Origin of the sequence: Microbacterium sp. UMB0228, assembly GCF_002871415.1 — a bacterium.
Lineage (GTDB): Bacteria > Actinomycetota > Actinomycetes > Actinomycetales > Microbacteriaceae > Microbacterium.
Genome location: NZ_PNFU01000004.1, coordinates 332,757 through 354,503 on the forward strand (window position 1 = coordinate 332,757; position 21,747 = coordinate 354,503).

Annotated in this window: 13 protein-coding genes; 6 read left to right on the plus strand and 7 right to left on the minus strand. The window is 66.7% G+C overall.

Annotation, left to right across the window (positions count from 1 at the left end):
* The first annotated feature begins 18 nt into the window (after positions 1-18).
* The gene (locus CJ226_RS12170) at positions 19-543 is read left to right on the plus strand and encodes a DUF305 domain-containing protein (protein ID WP_257996643.1); all 525 of its coding nucleotides are present in this window, start codon (positions 19-21) and stop codon (positions 541-543) included.
* On the opposite strand, the gene CJ226_RS12175 is transcribed toward CJ226_RS12170, so the two are convergent.
* The 5 genes from CJ226_RS12175 to CJ226_RS12195 all read right to left on the minus strand — a co-directional run bounded on the left by CJ226_RS12175 (position 540) and on the right by CJ226_RS12195 (position 6,831).
* Positions 540-1,691 (minus strand): acetate/propionate family kinase, encoded by a 1,152-nt coding sequence (locus CJ226_RS12175; protein WP_102209310.1) that lies wholly within the window; start codon positions 1,689-1,691, stop codon positions 540-542. The genes CJ226_RS12170 and CJ226_RS12175 overlap by 4 nt on opposite strands.
* 232 nt (positions 1,692-1,923) lie before the next feature.
* Positions 1,924-2,301 carry a sulfate permease gene (locus CJ226_RS12180; RefSeq protein ID WP_228162880.1) on the minus strand — a complete coding sequence of 126 codons (378 nt, stop codon included), beginning with the start codon at positions 2,299-2,301 and terminating at the stop codon, positions 1,924-1,926.
* Between the two features lie 258 nt (positions 2,302-2,559).
* Positions 2,560-6,093 carry a MobF family relaxase gene (gene mobF / locus CJ226_RS12185; RefSeq protein WP_102209311.1) on the minus strand — a complete coding sequence of 1,178 codons (3,534 nt, stop codon included), beginning with the start codon at positions 6,091-6,093 and terminating at the stop codon, positions 2,560-2,562.
* A 118-nt stretch (positions 6,094-6,211) separates the two neighbouring features.
* Positions 6,212-6,628 (minus strand): hypothetical protein, encoded by a 417-nt coding sequence (locus tag CJ226_RS12190; RefSeq protein ID WP_102209312.1) that lies wholly within the window; start codon positions 6,626-6,628, stop codon positions 6,212-6,214.
* Between the two features lie 5 nt (positions 6,629-6,633).
* Positions 6,634-6,831, minus strand: coding sequence for a hypothetical protein (locus CJ226_RS12195; protein WP_102209313.1), 198 nt, complete (start codon positions 6,829-6,831; stop codon positions 6,634-6,636).
* A 197-nt stretch (positions 6,832-7,028) separates the two neighbouring features.
* Here CJ226_RS12195 and CJ226_RS12200 point away from each other — a divergent pair, with 197 nt between their 5' ends.
* Genes CJ226_RS12200 through CJ226_RS12220 form a run of 5 tightly spaced genes read left to right on the plus strand, consistent with a single transcriptional unit; the run spans position 7,029 to position 17,782 of the window.
* Positions 7,029-9,890, plus strand: coding sequence for a hypothetical protein (locus CJ226_RS12200; protein ID WP_102209314.1), 2,862 nt, complete (start codon positions 7,029-7,031; stop codon positions 9,888-9,890).
* A complete protein-coding gene (locus tag CJ226_RS12205) occupies positions 9,890-10,978 on the plus strand; it encodes a hypothetical protein (protein WP_102209315.1) in 1,089 nt (362 codons plus the stop codon). The genes CJ226_RS12200 and CJ226_RS12205 overlap by 1 nt, the downstream gene beginning before the upstream one ends.
* Positions 10,975-16,548 (plus strand): DEAD/DEAH box helicase, encoded by a 5,574-nt coding sequence (locus CJ226_RS12210; RefSeq protein WP_102209316.1) that lies wholly within the window; start codon positions 10,975-10,977, stop codon positions 16,546-16,548. The genes CJ226_RS12205 and CJ226_RS12210 overlap by 4 nt, the downstream gene beginning before the upstream one ends.
* Positions 16,545-17,513 (plus strand): PD-(D/E)XK nuclease family protein, encoded by a 969-nt coding sequence (locus CJ226_RS12215; RefSeq protein WP_102209317.1) that lies wholly within the window; start codon positions 16,545-16,547, stop codon positions 17,511-17,513. Before CJ226_RS12210 ends, CJ226_RS12215 begins: the two co-directional genes overlap by 4 nt.
* Positions 17,510-17,782, plus strand: coding sequence for a hypothetical protein (locus CJ226_RS12220; RefSeq protein WP_102209318.1), 273 nt, complete (start codon positions 17,510-17,512; stop codon positions 17,780-17,782). Before CJ226_RS12215 ends, CJ226_RS12220 begins: the two co-directional genes overlap by 4 nt.
* Here the strand turns inward: CJ226_RS12220 and CJ226_RS12225 are convergent.
* Together CJ226_RS12225 and CJ226_RS12230 are read right to left on the minus strand one after the other, a co-directional pair.
* On the minus strand, positions 17,779-19,767 hold the full coding sequence (locus CJ226_RS12225) for a Druantia anti-phage system protein DruA (RefSeq protein ID WP_102209319.1): 1,989 nt from the start codon (positions 19,765-19,767) through the stop codon (positions 17,779-17,781). The two genes, CJ226_RS12220 and CJ226_RS12225, sit on opposite strands and share 4 nt — an antisense overlap.
* The gene (locus CJ226_RS12230) at positions 19,764-21,215 is read right to left on the minus strand and encodes an ATP-binding protein (RefSeq protein WP_102209320.1); all 1,452 of its coding nucleotides are present in this window, start codon (positions 21,213-21,215) and stop codon (positions 19,764-19,766) included. Before CJ226_RS12230 ends, CJ226_RS12225 begins: the two co-directional genes overlap by 4 nt.
* Positions 21,216-21,747: the final 532 nt, after the last annotated feature.

A 21,747-nucleotide genomic window follows, 5' to 3' on the forward strand; every position in this document is an offset into this window, starting at 1 on the left:
CGAATGCCCAGTGGTGGCGTGGGATTCGCCACCCTGCAGCACCGCTTTCACCCCAGCCCCGCGGTAGCGCTCGAGGTTGCCGGCCGCGACATGCTTGGGGGTGGTGTCCTCCGCCTGCTCATCGCGCTGGCCCTGAGCCTGGTGGTGATGTACTTCTTCACGTTCGCACTGATCAACGTCGTCGGCGATCTCTACCTGAACATCAGCAACCTCTACATGGCCCTGATGATGGTGTTCCCGATGGGCATCATCATGATCGCGATCATGTGGCGCATGTTCCCGAACAAGCCGCTCAACATCGGGCTCATCGTCGCATTCGCCCTGCTCACGGTCGGCGCGTTCTTCATGGGAAGGGCCGCGACGTTCGTGGGAAACCAGCAGTTCCTGGACTCGATGATCCCCCACCACTCCCGAGCCATCCTGCTCTGCGAACAGTCGAACATCACCGACCTGGAGATCAAAGACCTCTGCGGCGAGATCGTCGAGTCCCAGCAACAAGAAATCGATCAGATGAAGGACATCCTGCAGCGGCTCGGGAACTAGACCGGCCCTGCTGGATCAGCGTCGGGCCGAGTCACCGCGGCTAGAGACTGCCGGGCGATCTCGAGCTCCTCGTTTGTGGGCACGACCAGGACGGCGGTCGGGGAGCGGGAGTCGGAGACCGTCCGCGCCTCCCGCCCCGCCGTCGCGCGGTTGCGCTCGTCGTCGAGGCGAATCCCGAGACGCTCCATGCCGGAGACGGCGGCGGCGCGGGTCGCCGGGGCATTCTCGCCGACACCGCCGGTGAACACGATCGCGTCGGCGCCGCCGAGCTGGCCGAGGTAGGCGCCGAGGTAGTGCCGCAGCCGGTAGTGGTAGACCTCCAGCGCCGCAGTCGCGGCGGGATCGCCGGCGACCGCAGCCGCGTGGATGTCGCGCATGTCCTCGGTGCCGGCCAAAGCGCGCAAGCCGCTCTCGCGGGTCAGCAGCTCCTCAAGCTCGTCCCATCCGAGGCCCGCTCGGCCGAGTGCGATGAGCACTCCGGGATCGAGGTCGCCGGCGCGGGTGCCCATGACGAGTCCTGCCAAGGGCGTCATGCCCATCGAGGTGTCCACGGACCGCCCGCCGGCGATCGCGCAGGCGGAGGCGCCGTTCCCCAGATGGAAGACGATCAGCCGCAGCTCCGACAGCGGCCGCCCCAGCCGCTCGGCCGCCCGGGCGGAGACGTATTGGTAGGAGATGCCGTGGAACCCGTACCGGCGGATCCGATGCTGCCGGACGAGCTCCGGCGGCAGCGCATAGGCGGTGGCTGCCGGGGGCAGGGTGCGGTGGAACGCGGTATCGAACACCGCCACGTTCGGGACGCCGGGGAACACGGCGCGGGCGGCGCGGATGCCCGCGAGATTGACTGGGTTGTGCAGCGGCGCCAAGGCGGCGAGATCGTCGATCTGCTGCTCCACCTCGTCGGTGATCAGCGTCGCGGAATCGAACCGGCTGCCGCCGTGCACCACCCGGTGACCGATGACGCCGACAGGTTCATGGCGCAGCTCGGCAAGCAGATCCCGGATCGCGGCACCGTGCCCCGTTCCCTCGGAGGCATCGTGACCGAGCCGTTCCACGGTGCCGCCCCGGATTGCCGTTCCGGACTGCCCGTCGACCAGCCGCCACTTGATCGAGGAGGAGCCCGCGTTCAGCACCAGCACGACGGTCATCCGTAGCCCCCAGAAAGTGCTCTATCGTCATCGTCGTCGGATTCTATGTGCCATGAGTGGCCCCCCGTCGATGCCAACTCCGAACCTTCCACGCGTCGGTGCTTCTTGCGCCTGACGGCGTCCAACGAACAGCCGGAGTCGGCTAATCGGCGCGCTAGCGCGGTAGCGCCTCGGTCGCTCCCTCCCCCCTTTCGCGCGGCCTGCGGTATGAGAGGCGCGACAGCGGGGCTTGTCAGCCTCTCGTAGAGGCGAGCACCGGAGGAGGCCCGCCCATCGCGTAAGCCGCCGACTTCTGCTCGAAGGCTTGGCGCCGCTCGGCGCGGCGAGCCCGGATCAGGATGATGAGGGTGATCGGGCCGTTGACGAGGAACTTCAGCGCGTTCCAGATGAACAGCAGCACGACCAGGTTCAGCCAGCCCGGCCCGCCGTCGGCGATCCACACCGTCAGCAGCCACGCGCCGAGCAGGTACAGCACGGCGATGAGCATGGCGGGCACGCCCCACTTCAGGCCGCGGCGCGTGTGCAGCGCGTCGAGCAGGATGTTCGTCGGCATGTACGTCCGCAGGAACAGCCGAACTCGGATGCTGAGATTCCAGAGCAGTCGGAACACGATGTCCGCCTCCCGAGAGGGTGCGTAGCTCCGCCGAGGAGGTAGATCATGTGGTGAGTGTCCCGAGGGACCGTCGCAAGCGACCTAGAAATCGTGGCTACTACCTCAAGATCAGGGTACGCCCGACCCGCGAGACGCGGAAGGGATGCGGCGGGAGTCGCGAGAGCGCCAAGTAAGGAGCCCCGCGTCTGGCGCGCACTCCAGCCCAGTGGCATGTCGGCTCGCAATGAGCAGTCGCTGAGCATGCCCGTTCTGCCCTTACAGGCGCGGCCCAGCGACCCTGAGACTGCGGGTGGTCGGTCCAGGTTCTGCCGCGCGTGCCGCGAGCTGTTGCGCGCGAAGGGTCGCGGCGCGTGCTCGTGCCGCGTCTGCGCGTTGCGAAGCATCATCGCCGACAAGGCCGAGCCCCCTGGCCACGGCGATGCCGTACTTGTCGCGATAGGCCGCGACGGTGCGTGCCTCGCGTCGCCAAAGTGCGGCGAGCTGCGGATCAGAGGGTTCCATCCCGAGTCCCGAGATCCACTCCCCCGAGGACTCGACGGCCTCGGTGACGAGCGCGTCTGCTCGCTGCTCGATGAGCGCGGCACGTTCACGGAGTGCGCTGCGCATATCGTCGTCCATCGGGCCGAGCGCGGGAGTGACGACTCCGGCGATGGGCGTGGCGGGCTGGCGCACGCGCCCCGCGCCGTTCGTGTGCTCCAGGGCGCGGATCACCCGCTCGTGGAGCACCGCGGCCACATCGCCCGCGTCATTGAGCGGACGAGAAGCGACGAGAGCGCTCAGAAGGCGCTCGGCATCGTAGCCGTCGGCTTCGGCTCGGCGCAGCTCTGCGCTGAGCACGCCGAACGCGGTCGAGTCGATTGCTGCGGATGCCTCGGCCTCGGTGAGCCGCGTCCTTCGCAGCAGAGCCTCCCACCGTGGCTGTTGCGCGGCGGCGGCGATGGTCTCGTATTCGGCGGCGAGTTGCGCGACCGAGCCCCACACAGCCTGCTCGGCGGCGATCGTCTGGCGGGCGGAGAGTTCCGCGCCGACGTGCTGGAGCACCCCGGCGAGCACCTTGCGCGCCGCGACCACGAGGGTGTCCTGAGCGGGCGGGTGAATGTGGTCATCATCGGGGCGGTTGAGGGAGACATAGGCGAAGTTCCCGGCCTTGCCACGGGTCATGGCGACGTAGAAGTTCTCGCGGGTCGCACCGGGCTCGATGAGCGTGTGTCCGGTGTCGACCGTGACTCCTTGCGCCCGGTATGCGGTGACCGCGTAGCCGAGTTCGACATGCTCGGCGACGTATCCGGCAGGGAGTCGCAGCGTCGCGCCTCCGCGTCGCCCGGCAGGCCGCACTCGTAGCGACCCGTCGATGCCGATGGCGGTGATCGTCCACCGGCTGCCGTTGCGCACCCAGCCGCGTCCGGTGCGCAGTTCACGGTCGTTGCGGCGGGTGATGATCGCGTCCCCGACGGACGCCTCGGTGCAGTCGTGCAGCCGCACCTCGGCGCGCGCGTCGACCTGCCCGGCGAGGATGAGGTCGGCGCGGGCGCGCCGGTTCAGGGTGGTGACCATCGCGCTCGACTCGGCAATGAGGATGCTCGCCAGCCCCAACGCGCGGTCGCGCTGCCAGGCGGCGTAGGCGGCGTCGGCCATGCGCTCGGTTTCGCCCGCCCGGATACGACCGTGGGCCTGGTAGGTGTCGATGGCTTCGATGCGGCCGTTGCGTAGATCGCGGGTGGCACCCTTCTCCCAGGCTGCGGTGATGCGGCGCACGTCGGTCAACTCGGGCACGTCGGCACGGTCGGCGACGAGCATCCCGAACGCTCCCCCGGCGTCGACGGACTGGAGTTGCGCGGGATCGCCCACGAGCAGCACCTTCGCTCCGGCGTCGGCTGCGACGCGCACGAGCCGGTCGAGCGCGAGCGTCCCGGCGAGGGATGCCTCGTCCACGATCACGAGCTGCCCGGCGGTGAACCCGGTGCCGTGGTCGCGGTGGGTCTGCCACCACTTCGCGGTGTTCTCCGTCGGGATGCCGAGGTCACCGGCCAGCACCTCGGCCGCGACCGCGGACGGTGCCAGACCGACGACCGCGCCGCGCCCGTGCTCGGCCTCCCACGCACGCCGCAGCGCGCGCAGCGCGGTGGTCTTCCCCGCCCCCGCAGGGCCGACGAGCAGGTCGAGTACCCGACCCGACGACGCAATCGCGGTGAGTGCGGCGCGCTGGTCGTCGCCGAGCGCGCGCCCACGGTGGGGTTGCAGCGCGTGCGCGACGATTGCGTCGGCCAAGCGCGGCGCAATCTGCTCGCGGGAGCGCGCAAGTAGCCGGTCCTCGGCGGCGAGCACCGCGGCACGGCTGTAGCGGGCGGCGTTGCGGGGCCGGAATACGCTCGTCCCATCCGGGCGCTGGAACGCGGCGGGACTCGAGGCCAGCTCAGACGGGGTGAGCCGGATGGATGCTTGCTCCGCGGCGTCCGCGATCATCCCCGTGATCGCGTCGCGGTCCTCGGTGGCGGCGAAGCGCCAGCCCATCGTCCGCCGTGCGGTCTCCGCGTAGAGGTTCCAGCGGCTCCACGTCGTCCGCTTCTCCGCGACCGCGGCCAGCACGGCCGCGCCGAGACGGGCGACCTGCTCCAACGGCACGTCTTCGGCGTGCAGCAGCCCGGCTGGCTCGACTGCGAGGGCTTCCCGTGCCCACGCGGTCGCGTCGCGCCCGAGCAGGCGGCTCGCGCGGGCGCGCCACTCCTGGGCGAGGTCGACGAGCGGGCGAACCTCCTTGTCGGGCCGGGTCGCCAGCGTCGCCTGCTGCCGCAGCCGGATGATCGTCTCCCGTGACGGCGCGTGCCCGTGCGTTCGCTCGTACTCGACGATCAGCCTGTCCTTCTCGATGTCGATGTGCCGCGACCGGGACGAGAACTCGGCGACCAGCTCCTCGGGCACCGTGGCGACCGCCCACACCGGGTTGCGATCCGCGCCCCGGTCGCGCCGCTCCCAGCCGACGCCGAGCGCGCGAGTGAGGTGGTCGGCGAAGACCGCGTTGTGCAGCTCACTCAGCGCCACGGTCGCCGCGTGCAGCGGCCGGCTGTCCAGCGACCGCCACTTGCCGTCGAACACGGTGCGCACCTTGTTGCTCACCACGACGTGCGTGTGCAACTGCGGATCGCACGCCCGCGAATCGAAGTGATCGAACGCCGTGGCGATCAGTCCTGTCACCTCCACCTGTGCAACCGCGCCGTCGCGCGAGGTGGCACCCGAGCGCGTGGCCGCAACCTCACGCTCCATGAACGCAACGACATCCGCAACCGCCGCATGGTGAGCCTCGGCGATCCGCGCCTGGGTCACCGCATCCGCAACGCCCCAAAGCACCGATGCGGACTTCGGCAGCGAGAACGTGAAGTCAAACCCCGCGACCGCACGCCGCGATCTGCGCGCCGATTCCTCCGCTTCGATCACCGCGACCGCCTCGGCACGCTCCGCCGCGCCCAGCGCCGGGTCGAGCCGGGCCAGCCGCGCGGCGATCCGATGCTCGACGCTCGGGAACGCCGGGTACGCCTTCCCCAGCGGATCGCCCGTCACCGGATCAAGGCCCTCGCCGAGCAGGAGCTGGAGCTGCGCCTCGGACACCTGTGCACCCTCGTGGACCTCGCCGTATCCTAGCGAGGCCAGGCCGCTGCCCATCCACCGGCCGGGCGGGGTGCCCTGCTCGGCGTAGTAGCGGGTTAGTGGCATCGAGAGTGCCCGCTCGCCGTCGGCGGACGCCACGGTGCGCAGCAGATACTTGTAGCCATCCCCCGCGCCCAGGACCCGCATCGAAACCGACACCCGGCACCGCCTCTCTCGACAGAGAGGTACGCCACCTGAGCCCGCCGTCAGGCGGGGTCAGCCTCGATGTGCCAGACGTGTACTGGTCTCTGGAGGGCTTCCGAGATCAGACAAGGCGGGCGCGGACGACGGCGATGTCGCGCTCATGATCGCGCACGATCCTGTCAGCCTTGGTCGTGAACTCCGACTTGTGGATCACGACGAGCCGGATACCCTGCTGCGGCAGGATCTCCGCCTTTCGCTGGTCGTAGAGCCGCCGCTGCTCGCCACGGGGCACACCGGAGACGGTCGCGCGGCGGTCGAACAGCGGGACGGCCACGGTGTGCTGCTTCTCCTGGAACTCAACCACGAGCCCCAGCGCAGGCCAATACCCGTCGACAGGGAGCCTGCGAGCCCGTCCGGTCGTCGGCGACACGTCGCCGACAAGCCACAGGAACGTCGCCTGTCGCTCCCCGCAGACCCCGATCACCTCGTCGCAGAGGTCGAGGACGTAGTGCTCATCACTGTCGGCGCGCTTGCCCACGATGCCTACAGGTACTCGATGACTGCCACGACGCGTATGACGCCGTTGAACTCGTCGCCGCCTGCGACGGTGGATAGGGCGACGATGCGGTGCTCCGGCCGGACCGCGAGCTCCTGCGCGAGCACGTCCTTGATCGAGCCGCGCATGAAGTTGTCGACGCGCACCTCCACGATCTCCTGGGTGCTGGTCAGTCCCTGAGCCATGTTCGTCCCTTCGGTGCCCTCGGCCGCGTGCTCGCCACGATACGGCGCACGAGCGACACCTGCTTGCCGAGGATCGTGAGCGGCGAAGTCTGTGGCTACGCCGCCCTTGGCCGACCGGATGTCGCAGGTCTCGGCCAGACTGTAGGGCAATGTCGCGTTGCGTATGAGGACAGCGATCCGTGTGGAAGGGGGGTGCCGTGACACCGTTGACCCCCGATGCTGCGCTCGATGTGCTCGGCGAACTCCACGCTCGCCTTGACTCAAACTTCCGTAGCCTCCAGGAGTCTCGCCGCGCACTCGACACCGACGCCCCTGTATTCGCCTTGGAGCATGGACTTTCCGCGACCGACTTGGACGCCTTGCGTTCCGCTGTCCGCCATGCAGTGGCGCAGGGATTTGACCATCGCTACTGGCGGCAGAACTGGCTTCCGTTCATCGTCTACGCCGCTGAGTCCGGTTACGACTACATCGGCGGCGAGTATTGGCTGAGCTTCGAGCAGTCGACACCGGGATGGGCGCAGTACGGCAGTCGCGACCGCATTCGGATGTGGTTCCGTAAGTTCAATACCGAGTACGGCGGAGCTGTCCCGAAGGGCGCGTTCGCCAAGAACTTCCCGATCATCGCGTGGCCGATCACACACGCGGTGCTGCCGGTCTACCTCCAGCGCTACCTCGCGCAACTCCTCTACGAGTTCCGCATGGGGCTGACGACCAGCCTGCTCCAGAACCCCGAGGAACTTGGCGAGCACCTTGCGGCACGCACTTGGGGCTACACCGAACGGTTCCGCATCTTCTGCGAGAACACTTCCCTGCTCGGTCAGGTCGCTGCCGCGTTGCTCTCGGGCGAGGGGGAAGAGTCCCCGTACTTGCTCCACTCGACGCTGCTCCGCCTGGTCGATGGACTCGAGCAAGAGCGTCAGGCGAAGTTCTGGCTGAACCGAGCACGCCAGGCGGCGAACCAGGTGCGGGCGCGCGGGTTTCAGCCAGGTGTCCCGCGCGGGACAGGAACGGCCTTATACGATCGTCTGCCGAGTCCGACTGATCCGCGCCTCGTGCTCCGTGGGGGCGAGAACGGCTGGCAATTGTTCGCGGAGCTGCCCGAACTCAGCACGCTCAGCGGTCGGCTTCCGCACGTCTACGAGGAACTCCGCACCAAGCGAGCGCGGGTCGAGGGTGCCGACCAGACGATGGTGGCGCGAGGTCGGCTGACTGCGGCCGGTCAGAAGATACGTCTCACGCGACTCCCGAACCCCGAAGTGCCGTTCATTCAACTGGAGAACGGCGAGCCTGCCGTCAACGCACTCGTCCGCGATCAGGTGGAGGTCAGTCGCGGACCGATCTGGCTCTTCAAGCGCCGAGCGCCAGGGTCGGCCGTCGAGGTCAAGGGCAAGCTGATCCACCCTGACAGCACCTACCTCGTCATCCACGATGGTGACTGGTCGGTGCCTGATCTGCCGTGGGTGGAGTCAACCGCCCTCGACGTTGTCGATGCCGAGGCGGTACGGCTTATGGTTCCTGAGCGTCTGACCGAGGAAGCAACCGCTGCCCTGGTCGCGTCGGGGCTGAGCGTCATATCCGACGCGATCATCCGTCCAGTCGGCTTCGCCGCCAGCGCGTGGGACGGCGAAGGTGCGGTGGAGTGGCTGGCTGGTGAGCCAGGGCTTGTCGGCATCCGCGTTCAGCAGATCCCGAGCGTGCTGACGCTCACCCTTGCCGGCAACCGCTACACGCTGGATTGGCCGGACGGCGAACGCGAACTCTTCCTAAGCCTCGATGATCTGCCCGTCGGTTCGCACGAGCTGAGAGTCACGCTGACGGGTGCGCAGGAGCAGGCGCTTGTCGAGGGCTCACTTCAGGTCACCATCCGTGACCCGCAGGCTCGCTCCGAAGCGGCCGAGGCTGGCGAGGGCATCCGCCTGCTGGCGTCGCCAGCTCGTCCCACCATGAGCGAGCTGTGGGAGCCGGAAGCGATCACAATCGCCGGCCCCGAGGGGCTTCGCGTTGACCTGGCCGTCGCGCTCCGGTCGGAGACGAGCGCGGAGCTTGCCAGCATCCGCCAGCAGATCACGCTCCCACTGCGCCCCGCCGACTGGGCCGGTGTCGCCAAGAAGGTGCGTGGCGACAGCCGTTTCAGCCGCTACTTCGACCAGGCAGAGTCGATCGAGCTTTCGGTCTCTCGCGCTGGTGTCGGGTACGCCGTCCTCGCGGCGGATCGTGGCTTCCAGCCGCTTCGATGGCAGCTACTTCGAGACCGTGAAGGCAACCGTGCGCGTCTCATCGATCGGACGGACAGCGGCGCGACCCGCATCGAACTCTTCCGTGTGGAGTCGCCGCTGGCTGCCAGCTTCTGCGAGGCCGGAGCGGACATCGAGCTTCCGGCATCTGGCGGACTGCTCCGCGCGGTTGCTGGGGAGGGCGTCGAAGCCACGGCGACGATCCTTCTTCCGACCGACCCGAACGAGCTTCGAGGAGCGCGTCGCCTCGTTCCCGACGTCCCGACGGGCAGCAAGACACCAGAAGAAGCGATGAAACTCGTTCGCGCCTATCAGCTATGGGCCGACGCTGATCTCCCTGGTGACGTGTTCGCGCAGTTCCAGCGCGACGTGGTGCTGGCGGCGATCACCCGAGCCTTGGTGTCTCTCATCGCTGGAGGCCGGTGGGCGTCGGTCGAGCGGGATATGGCGAACGCCGGGAACCTGGAGGACTTCCTCGACGATATGCAGCGGGTAGTCGGAGAAGCGGAAGAGCAGAAGAAGCTGGCGAAAACGATCGGCATGAGCCTCCACGCCTGGCTCAATCCAGCGTCACTCTTGACTGGCTTTGCCGAAGTCGCGGAGAGCGCAATCCGCACGAGCGGGATCGTCAACCGCCCTTCGGCGGCTCGCTTCCTCCTCACCCTCGCGGGGCATCCTGGGCAGATTCTTCAGTGGGAGGCAGGCGAGCGCGGAGTGCTACTCCAGTACGTTCTGAACTCGCCCATCCTGCTGCGGGCGGCACGCTTTGCCGTGCTTGGCACGAGGGCGCTCAAAGGCGCCGAGGAAGCGCGGAGGGGGTTCTGATGGAGCTTTCGCTACGGACTGCCGACGAGGTTTCCGCGATCTCGGTACGAGTGCTGGGGCTGGATGAGGACAGCATCGCGCTGGACTACCCCGAGGCATTCAGCGCCTCGCTTCGGCGGGCGGCCGCATTCCTCTGCCCGACGACGCCGAGGGCGCTCGTGGACACGGTGCTGGAAGTCCTAACGCCGGTGATCCCGCAGCCGCCAACACGCGACGACCTGATGGGGACACTCGACCAGATGATCTCGACGGGCGATCTGCTCGAATTGGTCGACACGACCAGCGACCGTGCGATGCGCCTCCTCTATCTCGGACCGCCGAGCTTCATCGAGCGGTCGCCTGGTCGCTATCTCCTGACGGGGATTCGACCACTCGGACTGCCCCTCGTCGGAAGCGACATCACCGTCGAGCACGAGGGTTACGCGCGGACGGCGGTGCTCGACGCCGACGACGCCGAGACGCGGCTTCGCGCAGCCGGACTTCACGAGATCAGCCAGACACGGTGGATCGGACAGCCGGCTTCGATGTCCGCAGCCGATTTCCTGACGCAGTACCGGACTCGACTCGACGTCGCGCTGGCCGCAGGCTTCGTCGACGGGCTAACGATCATCGACCCTGCTAGTCGGCCGACCTACTATCGCGGTCGCTGGCGCAATCCGGCCGAGGGCGACTCCGGCGACTTCGTGGGGAGGCGTCCCCAAGCGTATGGCGCGGACCGCTGGTGCCTTGTGCGACTGGTCGACGGTGCTCCCGAACGCCTCATTGATCTTCCCGTCGACAACTCTGTGGCTCCGGCTCGGGATGAGGCGTGGCGACTCCAGGCTGCGATCGACGCCGCGCGAGGCACATCGCTTCCGTACCGCACTCGTCCCATGCCGGGGGTCGATCACGCGCAGGCTGTCGTTGACTTCTTTTCGCCGCTGCCAAGTTGGGCGGAGCGATACCTTGGACTCGTCGGATTGTCGGTGGAGAAGTCGCGCGGTGCGCTGTTCTCCTACCGGCTCCCGACATCCGCGCTGACAGGTCTCGCGTCGGTGTTGACCGAGACCCTGTGGATGACCACCACGACCGATGAGGAAGTCCAGTGACGGCAGAGGCCCCAACGATCGCTGAGACGATCACCAAGATTCAGGCTGCTCTGCGCGACTACATCGAAGCGACCTATCACGTCGGGCATCTGACGCTCATCGAACAACGACGCACGCTGTTGGACGAGGACGGCGTGATCTTCCGCGCACCGTTCATCGAGAGCACCCCGCGCTACCAGACTGACCGGCGCTTCTCGGAGCTGGCGCTCGACCCAGCAGTTCAGACGCTGTTTGCTCGTCTCACCAGTTCGGACGAAGGAACCCCGCTCCTCTACGACCCGCCCTACACGCACCAGGCAGAAGCTCTGGAACTCACCATGCGCGACGGATTGAGCCTGGCGGTGACCACGGGTACCGGCTCTGGCAAGACCGAGTCGTTCCTTCTCCCGATGCTGGCGAAGCTCGCGGCGGAGGCAGCTCATCGCCCGGAGTCGTTCGCTCGTCCTGCGGTGCGCGCCTTGATCCTGTACCCGATGAACGCGCTGGTGAACGACCAACTCGGTCGACTTCGCTTGCTCCTCGGCGATGCCCGCGTGACGAGTCAGTTCCAGTCGTGGGCGCATCGCCCGGCGCGCTTCGCCAGATACACCAGCCGCACGCTCTACCCCGGTGTGCGGAAGGTGGAACGCGACCAGCAGCGGCTCAAGTCCATCGAGGACTTCTACATCGATCTGCTCGACCGGAGTGATGACCCGGCATCGCGGTATCACGCGGACGCGACCGCACTCGTCGGCAAGCTCAAGGAGCGCGGGAAGTGGCCCGCGAAGCCAGATCTCCGCGAGTGGTACGGGGCGAAGGGGTCGCGCTGGAAGAAGGACGGGGAGTTTGTGCGCGCCGTCCTCCAGTCCCGCGACGCCGAACTCTTGACGCGGCATGAGGTGCTTGAAGCCCCGCCGGACGTGCTCATCACGAACTACTCGATGCTCGAATACATGATGATGCGCCCCTTGGAGCGCCCGGTCTTCGATGACACGCGCGAGTGGTTGGCGACCAATCCCGACGAGAAGTTCTTGCTTGTCGTGGATGAGGCGCACCTCTACCGGGGTGCTGCGGGAGCTGAGGTCGCCCTGCTCTTGCGGCGGCTGCGTGCCCGGCTGGGTATTGATGCGGATCGCCTTCAGGTGATCGCCACGAGCGCGAGCTTCGACAGCGCCGACTATGCGCGGAAGTTCGCCGCGCAGCTCAGTGGCAAGGACGCTGACGACTTCCGTACCATCGTCGGGAAGTTGGCGCTTCGCCCGGCGGCAGACGTCGGTTCTGCTGTCGACGCCTCCGAACTCGCAGCGGTCTCGCTTGACGATTTCTACGACGGCGAGGCAGAGAGCGAACGCATCGAAGCCGTCGCCGGCCTCCTGGCGTATCGCGGAGTGACCGCCGAACCAGACGCGACGGTCGGCGCGCTCCTCGACCAAGCGCTCGCCTCCTACGAACCCATGAACCTGCTCGTCAACGAGACGATGCAGCAGGCCCAGCCAGTCAGCGAACTCGGCGCGAAAGTGTTCCCTGGTGTCGATCGGGAGACAGCAGACCGCGCAATCACCGCGCTTGTCGCCCTGGGGAGTGCCGCTCGTCTCAAGCCCGACGACGCGGGTCTTCTCCCGTGCCGCGTCCACGCCTTCTATCGGGGCTTGCCCGGCCTTTGGGCGTGCGCTGACGCCGACTGCCCCGATCTGGATCGAGAGCAGTACCCGGCGCCAGGACCAGTCGGCAAGCTCTACGCCCAGCCCCACGCGACCTGCTCCTGTGGTGCCCGAGTCTTCGAACTCTTCACCTGTCGGCACTGTGGATCGGCGTACCTGCGTGCCTACACCGACGATCTTGCGAACCCGTCGTCGCTGTGGCACGAACCAGGTATCAGCTTCCAGGTGGCCTCGGGTGCGGTTCAGGAACTCCAGCCTCTCGACCTGCTGGTGGAAGAGCCAGATCCCCAACTCGCCGCGCAGCCCGCCGACCTCGATCTCATCACCGGGCGTCTCGACCCGATGAAGCTCGGCTCGCGGATTCGCACGGTGTATCTGCCAGGCAAGCGAGCCGGCGAGGTCGTAACCGCCGACGATGAGGAAGATGACGGCACCAGCGAGGTTAAGGCGGACGGCGAGTTCAAGCCTTGCGGGGTCTGCGGACAGATCGCTGGGTTCGGTCGCTCTTCCGTTCAGGATCACCAGACCAAGGGCGACCAGCCGTTCCAGGCGCTGGTGACGCGGCAGATCGAGGTTCAGCCCCCGTCACGCCCGTATGAAGACTTCGCACCGCTACGCGGTCGGAAGGTGCTGGCGTTCTCCGACTCGCGGCAGGTGGCAGCTCGACTCGCGCCGAACCTCCAGAACTACGCCATGCGCGACGTGATCCGCCCGCTCATCGTGCGCGGATGGAGCGAACTGTCGACCATCCCTGGGATCGGGAAGCAGCTCAGTCTGGAGCACTTGACACTTGCTTCAATGGTGGGGGCGAAGCGGCTCTCGGTGCGGCTTCGCCCTGAGCTTCGTCCAAGCGAATCGATGAGCGCGCTCGCTGACGTAGGGCGGGTCATCGACGCCGGTGCGCTCGACGGCGACGATGATGCGCGGACTGAGCTAGTCATGATGCAGCCGCAAACGCCGGAGTCGCTCCTCAAGGCCATCTACAAGACCCTGACCGATCGCTACTACGGGCTGTCCTCGCTAGGGCTTGCCTCGCTGCGCGAGCGGGGGTCGCTTCGTCAGGAACTGCTCGACGTCCTGCCAGACATCCCGGGCGTCGCAGATAGCGACGAGCGGAAGCTGGCGCTCGTCCGCCTGTGGCTGGCCCAGTGGAGCACACCGTCGTGGGGCATTTGGTTTCCCTCGATGACCGCCGACTGGCGTGGCGTCAAGGAGGGCGTGCGCTCGCACTCCGGCAAGTTCCGTCCGTTCGAGCGATGGCTTGGCTCCGCCACCATCAGCAAGCAGTTCAACCAGGACTGGCTGCCGACGCTGCGTCAGAAGTTCTGCGAGACCGCAGGGAACAAGTACTTCCTGCTCGCCAATCGGATTGCGCTCGAACTCGGCGGTGAATGGGGCTACTGCGAACGGTGCCGCTATACCCAGCGTCCATTCCCTGGCGCGACAAAGTGCGTCAACTGTGGAGCTAACGAGGTCCGCGTCCTTGACCCTGAGACGGACCCTGTTTTCCAGGCGCGCAAGGGGTACTACCGCGCGAGCACCGTCCGTGCGCTCGCCAATCCGCCCGAGCCGCCGATGAGCATCATCGCGGCCGAGCACACCGCCCAGCTCAACGCGGCGCAATCCGACGCGGTGTTCTCGAAGGCGGAGGAACACGAACTGCTCTTCCAGGACGCTAACCTCGGGCTTCCTGGGCCGAACGCCCAGGAGCGGGCAGCCATCGACGTGTTGTCATGTACGACGACAATGGAGGTCGGGATCGACATTGGCGCGCTCTCAGGCGTCGCCCTCCGCAACATGCCGCCGTCCCGCGCCAACTACCAGCAGCGTGCTGGTCGCGCTGGACGTCGTGGCAATGCGGTCGCAACGGTGATCGCCTTCGGCAGCGCCGATACCCACGACGACCACTACTTCCGCGAGCCAGCCGAGATGATCCGTGGCCGCGTTGACGACCCTGTGCTCACGATGGACAACGACGAGATCGCTCGTCGGCACGTTGTTGCCTACCTGCTTCAGCGGTACCACCAGGATCGGCTGCCGACCTTCGACCCCGCGACGCAGTCCTCGCAGTTGTTCGAGGTGCTCGGCACGGTTCAGGATTTCGTCGGCGCTCAGTCACCCCTGAACCGCACCGACTTCGCGCAGTGGCTGGCAACACACGAGGCTCAGCTCAGGACCGACATCGACGGCTGGCTCCCATCTGAGTTGTCATCCGAGAGCCGAGACGCTGTCCTCGGCGGCATTGTCAGCAAGACACTGGAGGATATCGACGAGGCGCTCGACCTGACCGCCGAGGGTACGCTGCCGAAGCCGGTCGAGGGGGATCTCCCGCCAGAGGCGGAAGAGGTCGAGGCGGAAGGCCCTGGCGAGGACGGTGCGGAAGAACCAAGCCCTCAGCGCAGCCAGACCAATCTGCTCGACCGCCTGCTCTACAAGGGTGTGCTGCCTCGGTATGCCTTCCCGACCGACGTGGCCGGATTCCATGTCTTCGACGTGGACAAGTCCGAGCGTTTCCGAGCAGCGTTCCGCTATGCGCCGAGCCAGGGGCTTCCGGTAGCGCTGAGTCAGTACGCGCCGGGCAAGGTCGTTTGGATCGACAACAAGGAATGGCGTTCCGGCGCGATCTACTCTCCGGTTCAGGCGGAGCGGTACAACGCCTGGCAGGGGCACAAGCTCTACTTTGAATGTACGGTCTGCCACTACGCCAACTACTTCGATCAAGAGGAGGCGCACCGTGGTGAAACCCGCGAGTGCCCCGCTTGCGGGTCTGAAGACTCCTTCGGCAAGGCGATGGCCTGGATGCGCCCGCCAGGGTTCGCGCACCCCGCCTACGAAGACCCTGGCACCAGCCCCGATGATGCTCCGGCGCGAAGCTATGCCACCCGCGCCAAGCTCGTCGCCCCTGGTCCTGCCGACGACTCCGCCTGGACTCACGTCACCGACCGCGTTCAGCAGACGTACCACCGCGAGACGCTGCTGGTCACGAACACCGGACCAAGAAATGAGGGCTACACCTACTGCTTCAAGTGCGGCCTGATCGAGCCGACCAAGTCCGCGACCGGCGTGGTCGTCGGGCAGCACAAGAAGCCGTATCCAGACGAGCAGGAGCCGAACTGCCCCGGCTCGTCTTCCACGAGCGGTCTCGTGCTCGGGACCGACTTCATCACCGACGTGCTGCTGGTGCGCCTCAAGGTCAAGCCTCCCGTGCGCCTCGGCCCTCAGCTCCTGTCCACCCAGGTCGCGCTCCGCACCATCGCGGAGGCGATGACGATCGCAGCTACCCAGCGGCTGGACATCGAGGCCACGGAACTTCAGGCCGAGTACCGCCCCGCGTTGACGCTCGGCGGCGCTGAGGGACTCGAGGCAGAGGTCTATCTCTACGACACGCTTGCGGGTGGCGCGGGGTTCACGCGTCGGGTCGAACAGTTCGGCATCGAGATACTTCGCCAGACACTTCAGCGGCTCGAGGAGTGCCCTGCGGACTGCGACGAGTCCTGCTACCGCTGCCTGCGGAGCTTCCGCAATCGCTTCGAGCATGGCCTGCTCGATCGCAAGGTCGGCGCGAGCCTGCTCCGGTACCTGCTCGACGGAACCGCGCCGAGGCTTGACGAAGCTCGCCTGGCGCTGTCAACGGACCGCCTCTATCGCGATCTCGTCGGGCGCGACATCGCTGGCGTGACTTTCGAGCGTGATCAGCAGGTCAGCATCGCCGGCATCGGGCAGGTGGTGGCACCGATCCTGGCGACGAAGGGTGACCGGCAGTTCATCTTCGGCGTTCATGGCCCTCTGACTCCTGACCTTGCGCCCGACCTCGCGCTCAACGACGCCAAGGAGAACCAGACGACCATTCCGGTTCGTCTCATCGACGACATCGTGATCTCACGGAACCTGCCGAACGCCAGCCACCAGGTCGAGAAGGCGCTGGCGTGACGCAGGCAGCAGGCACGATCGACACAGGCATTGCGTCGAGCCGAGCCTCGTTGCCTTCGCCGCCGAACTACTGGAGCTACTCGTCCCTGAAAGAGGTCGAAGCCTGTCCTCGCCGCTATGCCCTGGCGCGGGCAACCTACCCAGACCTCTGGGATGGACGTGGCTACCCATCGCTACCGAGCACGCCCGCCTTGTTCGGCGATGTCGTCCACGGTGCGCTCGAAGTCGTCGTCAAGGCGCTCGCAGAGGCCGGCGTCGAGTCGCCCCAGGCAGTCGAGGCAACGATGGTGCTCCGCGATCTCGGCGGACTCACCTCCGTCGTCGAAGAGATGGTGACCAAGAAACTGGCCCCGCTGGAGGGGAACCCGCGCCTCGACCTTGACCGTCGTCGCCGGATTGCGCGGGAGCTTCGTGCTCAAACCCCCGATGCTCGCGTCCAGGTACAGACCTATCTCAGCCGGACGGTGTTCGCTCCGCGCCCGTCTGGGTCGAGCAGCATGCGGGACGGGAGTGCTGCCGCACGGGGAGGTGCGTCTGCGCGCAGAGCACTCGGGGAGGGATCGCACGCCGAAGCGGTGCTTGTTGCCGAAGAACTGCGCCTGCTGGGGCGTATCGACCTCCTCACCATCGCTGGTGAGTCGGTCGACATTGCCGACTACAAGACCGGCGTCGAAGCCCCCGGGCATCACGAGCAACTACGGTTGTACGCCCTGCTCTGGGATGCGGACCGCCAGTCCAACCCTGCTCGATTGGCGACGGCGAGCTTGACCGCCGCGTATCGGGACCATGACGTCGATGTTCCCGTCCCGTCGAGCGAAGACCTCGACGCGCTTCGGGTGTCCCTGTCTGCTCAGATTGAGCGTGCCGATGCCGAGCTTCGGTTGGGGGTGCCGACGCCTTTGCCGAGTCCGGCGAACTGCGAATGGTGTGCGGTGCGCCACTTGTGCGCTGCCTATTGGGGGTGACTCGGGAGCTGACGGCCATCGGCGACGGCGAGTGGTTCGACTACGAGGGGAGGATCGGGAAGCAGAACGGCCAGCGGAGTTGGTGGGTCGTCGACCCCGAGACGGGCATCGACCAGTTACTGCTCCGAACCACCTCGTCAACACCGCCTTTCGCGCCCGGCGATCATGTTCGACTTCTCGGGCTCCGCTACGAACTCGATCCCGAGGCGCACACGCCGGTTGCTCTCCTGACGGCCTCCTCGGAGGTGTTCCAGGTCGTGTCGTCCTAGAAGTTCTCGACGAAGAGCGTCACGTCGCCCTGCTCGACGTCTGCCGTCTCATCGTTCGGCAACGGCACTCGCGCGGCGTGCCGGAGCGGTCGCACCAGCCGATGAGCACGCATCGACTCGCGCACTGGCTCCTGCTCTGCGCGGCGACGTCCCCAGCGCTCGAACCACCAGCCCACGACCTTAGCTTCGCCATCGGTGAGATCAGCGTCGATCAGGTAGGCCGGGTCGGGGTCGATGCCCAGCGAGTAGTCGCGCAGGTTCTCAACCAGGCGCACGCCGTAGACGATGCGCTCGCGGCCATGCTTCAGCAGTTCGTTGGTCGGCCATCCGAGCGCGGCAAGCCCGAGCCGGACCTTCCGCAGGCGTGGACTCACCCCTTCACCGAACAGGCTGTTGACGCGAACCGTCGCTCCCTTGAGCCGCGACAACCGCACCAGCGCTTCGACGGTCTCATCGGTGAATTGCGAGGTGCCGAAGGAGCGCGACCGACCAAGCTCCTGGAAGCGGATCTGCTCATCCTGCGGGCCGCCCATAACGTCCGCAGGCCAGCGAAGTCGGTTGTACTGACTCGATCCGCTGCCGTAGAGCGACGTGGTGCTGATGAACGAAAGGCGTGACTCGCGCTCGATGGGGCGTCCCGCGATTGACGAGGCGATCTCGCTGGGGCGGGCGTACTTGGCGCGATACGCCGTGACGACCTTCGGAGAGACCGCAAGCGCCCCAACGAGCTTGCCTGCGGCGAGCGCACTGTATGGAGCGACAGCACCGCAGACCGTGAGATCGGCAATGACGGTTCCGACCCGCTCACCCCGAGCGCGACGCATGAGGCGGCGAATCTGCGCCCGAGCCTTCGTGTCCTTGAGCGCCTCCTTCAGCCCTTCGGCTGTCGGAGTCGGGAGCAGGTACGGACCGAGGACGGAGGCAATCTCCAGGGTTTCCGCGAGTACCGACGCGCGCTTGCTCCGAAAGAGCGGCGTCAGCGCGCGCTCCTGCCAGGAGTCCTGCTCGATCTGACGCACCGCGTGGAGTGGTGAGCGGTGGTGCTTCTGGCGATGCCGCTCAGCATCGGCTCGGAGCAGCGCGATGACGTCGGGGGTGGGGTGCCGAAGGTCCGTGGGCTGGATGACAGCGTCCCGCAGGAGGTCATCGAGGTAAATCTCACTGAGCTGACCGTCGATGCGCTCGGTGAGCCACACGGCGATCTCGTCAGTGGGCTTTGCGCACACTGACTCGAGGAAGGTGTCAGTGTCCCATCCGATCCACTGGTCGCGCTCGGCAATCTGAACGACAGGGCTTGAAATGGCGGCGAGACCGATCACGGCGTGGTGCGGCGTCGCCGCGTCCCGAATGAGGATGGGCATCGAGCGCCCAGGGACCGTGAAGTAGGCATTAGACCAGGTGTGGCGGAAATAGCGCCAGATGTCATGGAGGGCGAAGCCCGTCAGCTCACACTTCCCGCCGTCGACGATCTGGATGTAGGGGCGGATGACGGTCTCGGGGTGGGGTTCGCGCTCCAGGGCGTCAGCTAGCTCACGCCCGTCGCGCATCAGGCTGAACACGGAGACCAGCCGTCCCCTGTGTTCGCGTGGCTTCTCCATGCCCTCGACGAACCGCCTGACGCTCGGTTTCCGAAGTTGCGGGTCGCGCCGCAGATGCTCTTGGCGCCGGATGCGTACCTTCTCGATGCCGGGGTCGGAGTGCGACGGCGGCGGAGTCAGCAGCGGCCCGTGCTTGTAGTCGGTCAGCAACCACCCCTGATCCAAGAGGTCGATCAAGGTGTGCGCGGCGGCAGCCAGGGTCGGCTGGTTGTAGAGGTCGCCCAGCTTCGCCTGCGCGAACCAGTACATCCGGTCGATCGCCTCGGTTGGGTCGAGGGTCGTCGCAGCGAGTGCCTTACACAATCGGAGGAATCCCTCGCGCTCGACGCGGCGGGTTCCGCTCGGCAGCGAGATGTTGATGAACTTCGGCTCGTCCTCGTGGCTCATGACTTCTGCAGCATCCGTCCGTAGGTCGCACCCCACACGCGGAGCAGGTCACGATAATCCTGCTCGCTCGCACCGACAGCGGCGACCGAACGCGCGAACGAGAGAAGCAGCAGTTCCAGCGCCGTGCGGACGGGCGCACCCGAGTCGCCCAACTCCTGGAGCGGGCGGTACAGCGCGGTGAAGCCAGGGTGGTCGATGTTCATCGTGACGTTGAGGTGGCGCTGCTTCAGCGTCAGATCGAACATCGACTCTCCCGACAGTTGGTCTGCCCCAAGGTGGTACCTCAGCGCTCCGGTGGTGCGTCCCGAGGTGCGGATCACAGGGAGGTCGGCGTCGGCGGCACCGGCGATGCGGCAAGCACCTTGGACGGTTGCTTCGAACTTTACCTCCTCGAAGGCTTGCCGGACGCGGGCGTTGAGGACGCGGGCGATGGATTCCAGTTCGGGTTCTAGCGCTTCACGAAGCGCAGCCGTGGGGCGCACCCCCTGCTTGTTGACGGTGATACCGAAGTGCTCGTCGAGCGCGGGTTCGAACTCGATCTCGCACCGCCACCAGTCGTCGTAGTTCTCTTTCCGCTTGCCGCCCATGAGGTACCAGCCGCTGGCGATCTCCCGCCCCGCGCGCAGGATCGAGACGCCACCATGCCCCACAATCCCGACCTTCCTCTTCGTGGCGTTGTCGAGGTGATGCCAGCGGGTGACCGGCAGCATGGCGAACGTGACGCTGACGAAGCTGGTTTCCCCAGCGGCAGTCGCAATCTCGTAACGGATTGGCTCGAACGCCAGATCTGCAGAGTGCCCGTTGAGCTTCGTGGAGAGCAGCATCGGATCGAGTGGTTCGACCGTATGCCCGTTGATCCGCAACGTCAGCCCCCGGTCGAGGAACTTCCGGAACATCCGACCCAGATCGCGGTGGAGCGAGCGATCCAGCCAGGCGAGGCGGCGGTACTCAATCCGGTCGCACTCCGTCCAGACGACACGGCAACCAGATGGTGCGGCGCCTCTCGCGCCATCGTGGAGCGCTAGCGACTCTCCCTCGCCCCGCGCCACCGAGTCGACATCGAGGTGAACCGCTCGCGCAACGGTTCCCGCTTGCCACGCTGTCACCTCGACCTGACGTGCCTGGCTTAGCGACGCAGCAGGTAGCCCCATACCGAACCGTCCGAAGGAGGATCGCGAGTCAAAGCGAGATGATCCACCAAAACGCAGGCAAGCCGCCAGTTCTTCCTCAGTCATACCCGTGCCGTCATCCTCGACGCAGATCCGAGGAAGCGCGTCAGGGTCGCTCCGACCGATGGTGATGTCGATAACGGCGGCGCTCGCTTGAAGCGAGTTGTCGATCAGTTCTGCCAACGCCGTAGAGAGGCTGACGTAACCCGACTCGCGGATCGCCCTGATGAAGTTCGCGGGTACGAGCAGGTCGGACGCGTGGCCCTGAGAACGGCCCATTATGACTCCCTCCGTCAGAGATGGGGTTACGTCTAGGGTAGCTCGCCGAGGCGGTCCGCCGCAGGGGAAATTCTGAGAGAAGTGCGGCCCAACACACCGCCGCGAGTGGCAGAGTAGATCCAGCAGGCCACCTAGAGATCCTCCGCAACCTGAAGGTCGTACCGCTACCAGCGAAGCCCTCGTCGCACGCCTGCTCAGCGAGAGGCTCGACGACAGAAACCCTCGCCAATGAGGTGCACCTCTCGCCCCGGCAGAGCACCAAGAGGGTCTCCGTCACGTTTGGCAGGCCGCCGCTCGTCTACCTCACCGCGCCCCACGCGGCGGATGGCGAGACTGCTGGCGGAGGCCGACCTTACACACCGGCTGCCGCCGAACGCCGCGAGTGCAGACGCACGCCTCGTAGGCAGATGCCAGAGTCCTTGATGAGACAGTCAAGACGGGACGTGCGCGGCGAGCCAGGGGCCGCGTCCGTTTGAGTGGTGGTCTTTCGCTTCGTTGCGATGATCAGCTGTCGTTAGTTTAGGCGGCGGTG

Coding starts and splice junctions, on each gene's coding strand:
- CJ226_RS12175 (WP_102209310.1), bottom strand. CDS start 1,691: ATGACCGTCGTGCTGGTGCTGAACGCGGGCTCCTCCTCGATCAAGTGG.
- mobF (WP_102209311.1), bottom strand. CDS start 6,093: ATGCGGGTCCTGGGCGCGGGGGATGGCTACAAGTATCTGCTGCGCACC.
- CJ226_RS12195 (WP_102209313.1), bottom strand. CDS start 6,831: ATGGCTCAGGGACTGACCAGCACCCAGGAGATCGTGGAGGTGCGCGTC.
- CJ226_RS12205 (WP_102209315.1), top strand. CDS start 9,890: ATGGAGCTTTCGCTACGGACTGCCGACGAGGTTTCCGCGATCTCGGTA.
- CJ226_RS12225 (WP_102209319.1), bottom strand. CDS start 19,767: ATGAGCCACGAGGACGAGCCGAAGTTCATCAACATCTCGCTGCCGAGC.
- CJ226_RS12230 (WP_102209320.1), bottom strand. CDS start 21,215: ATGGGCCGTTCTCAGGGCCACGCGTCCGACCTGCTCGTACCCGCGAAC.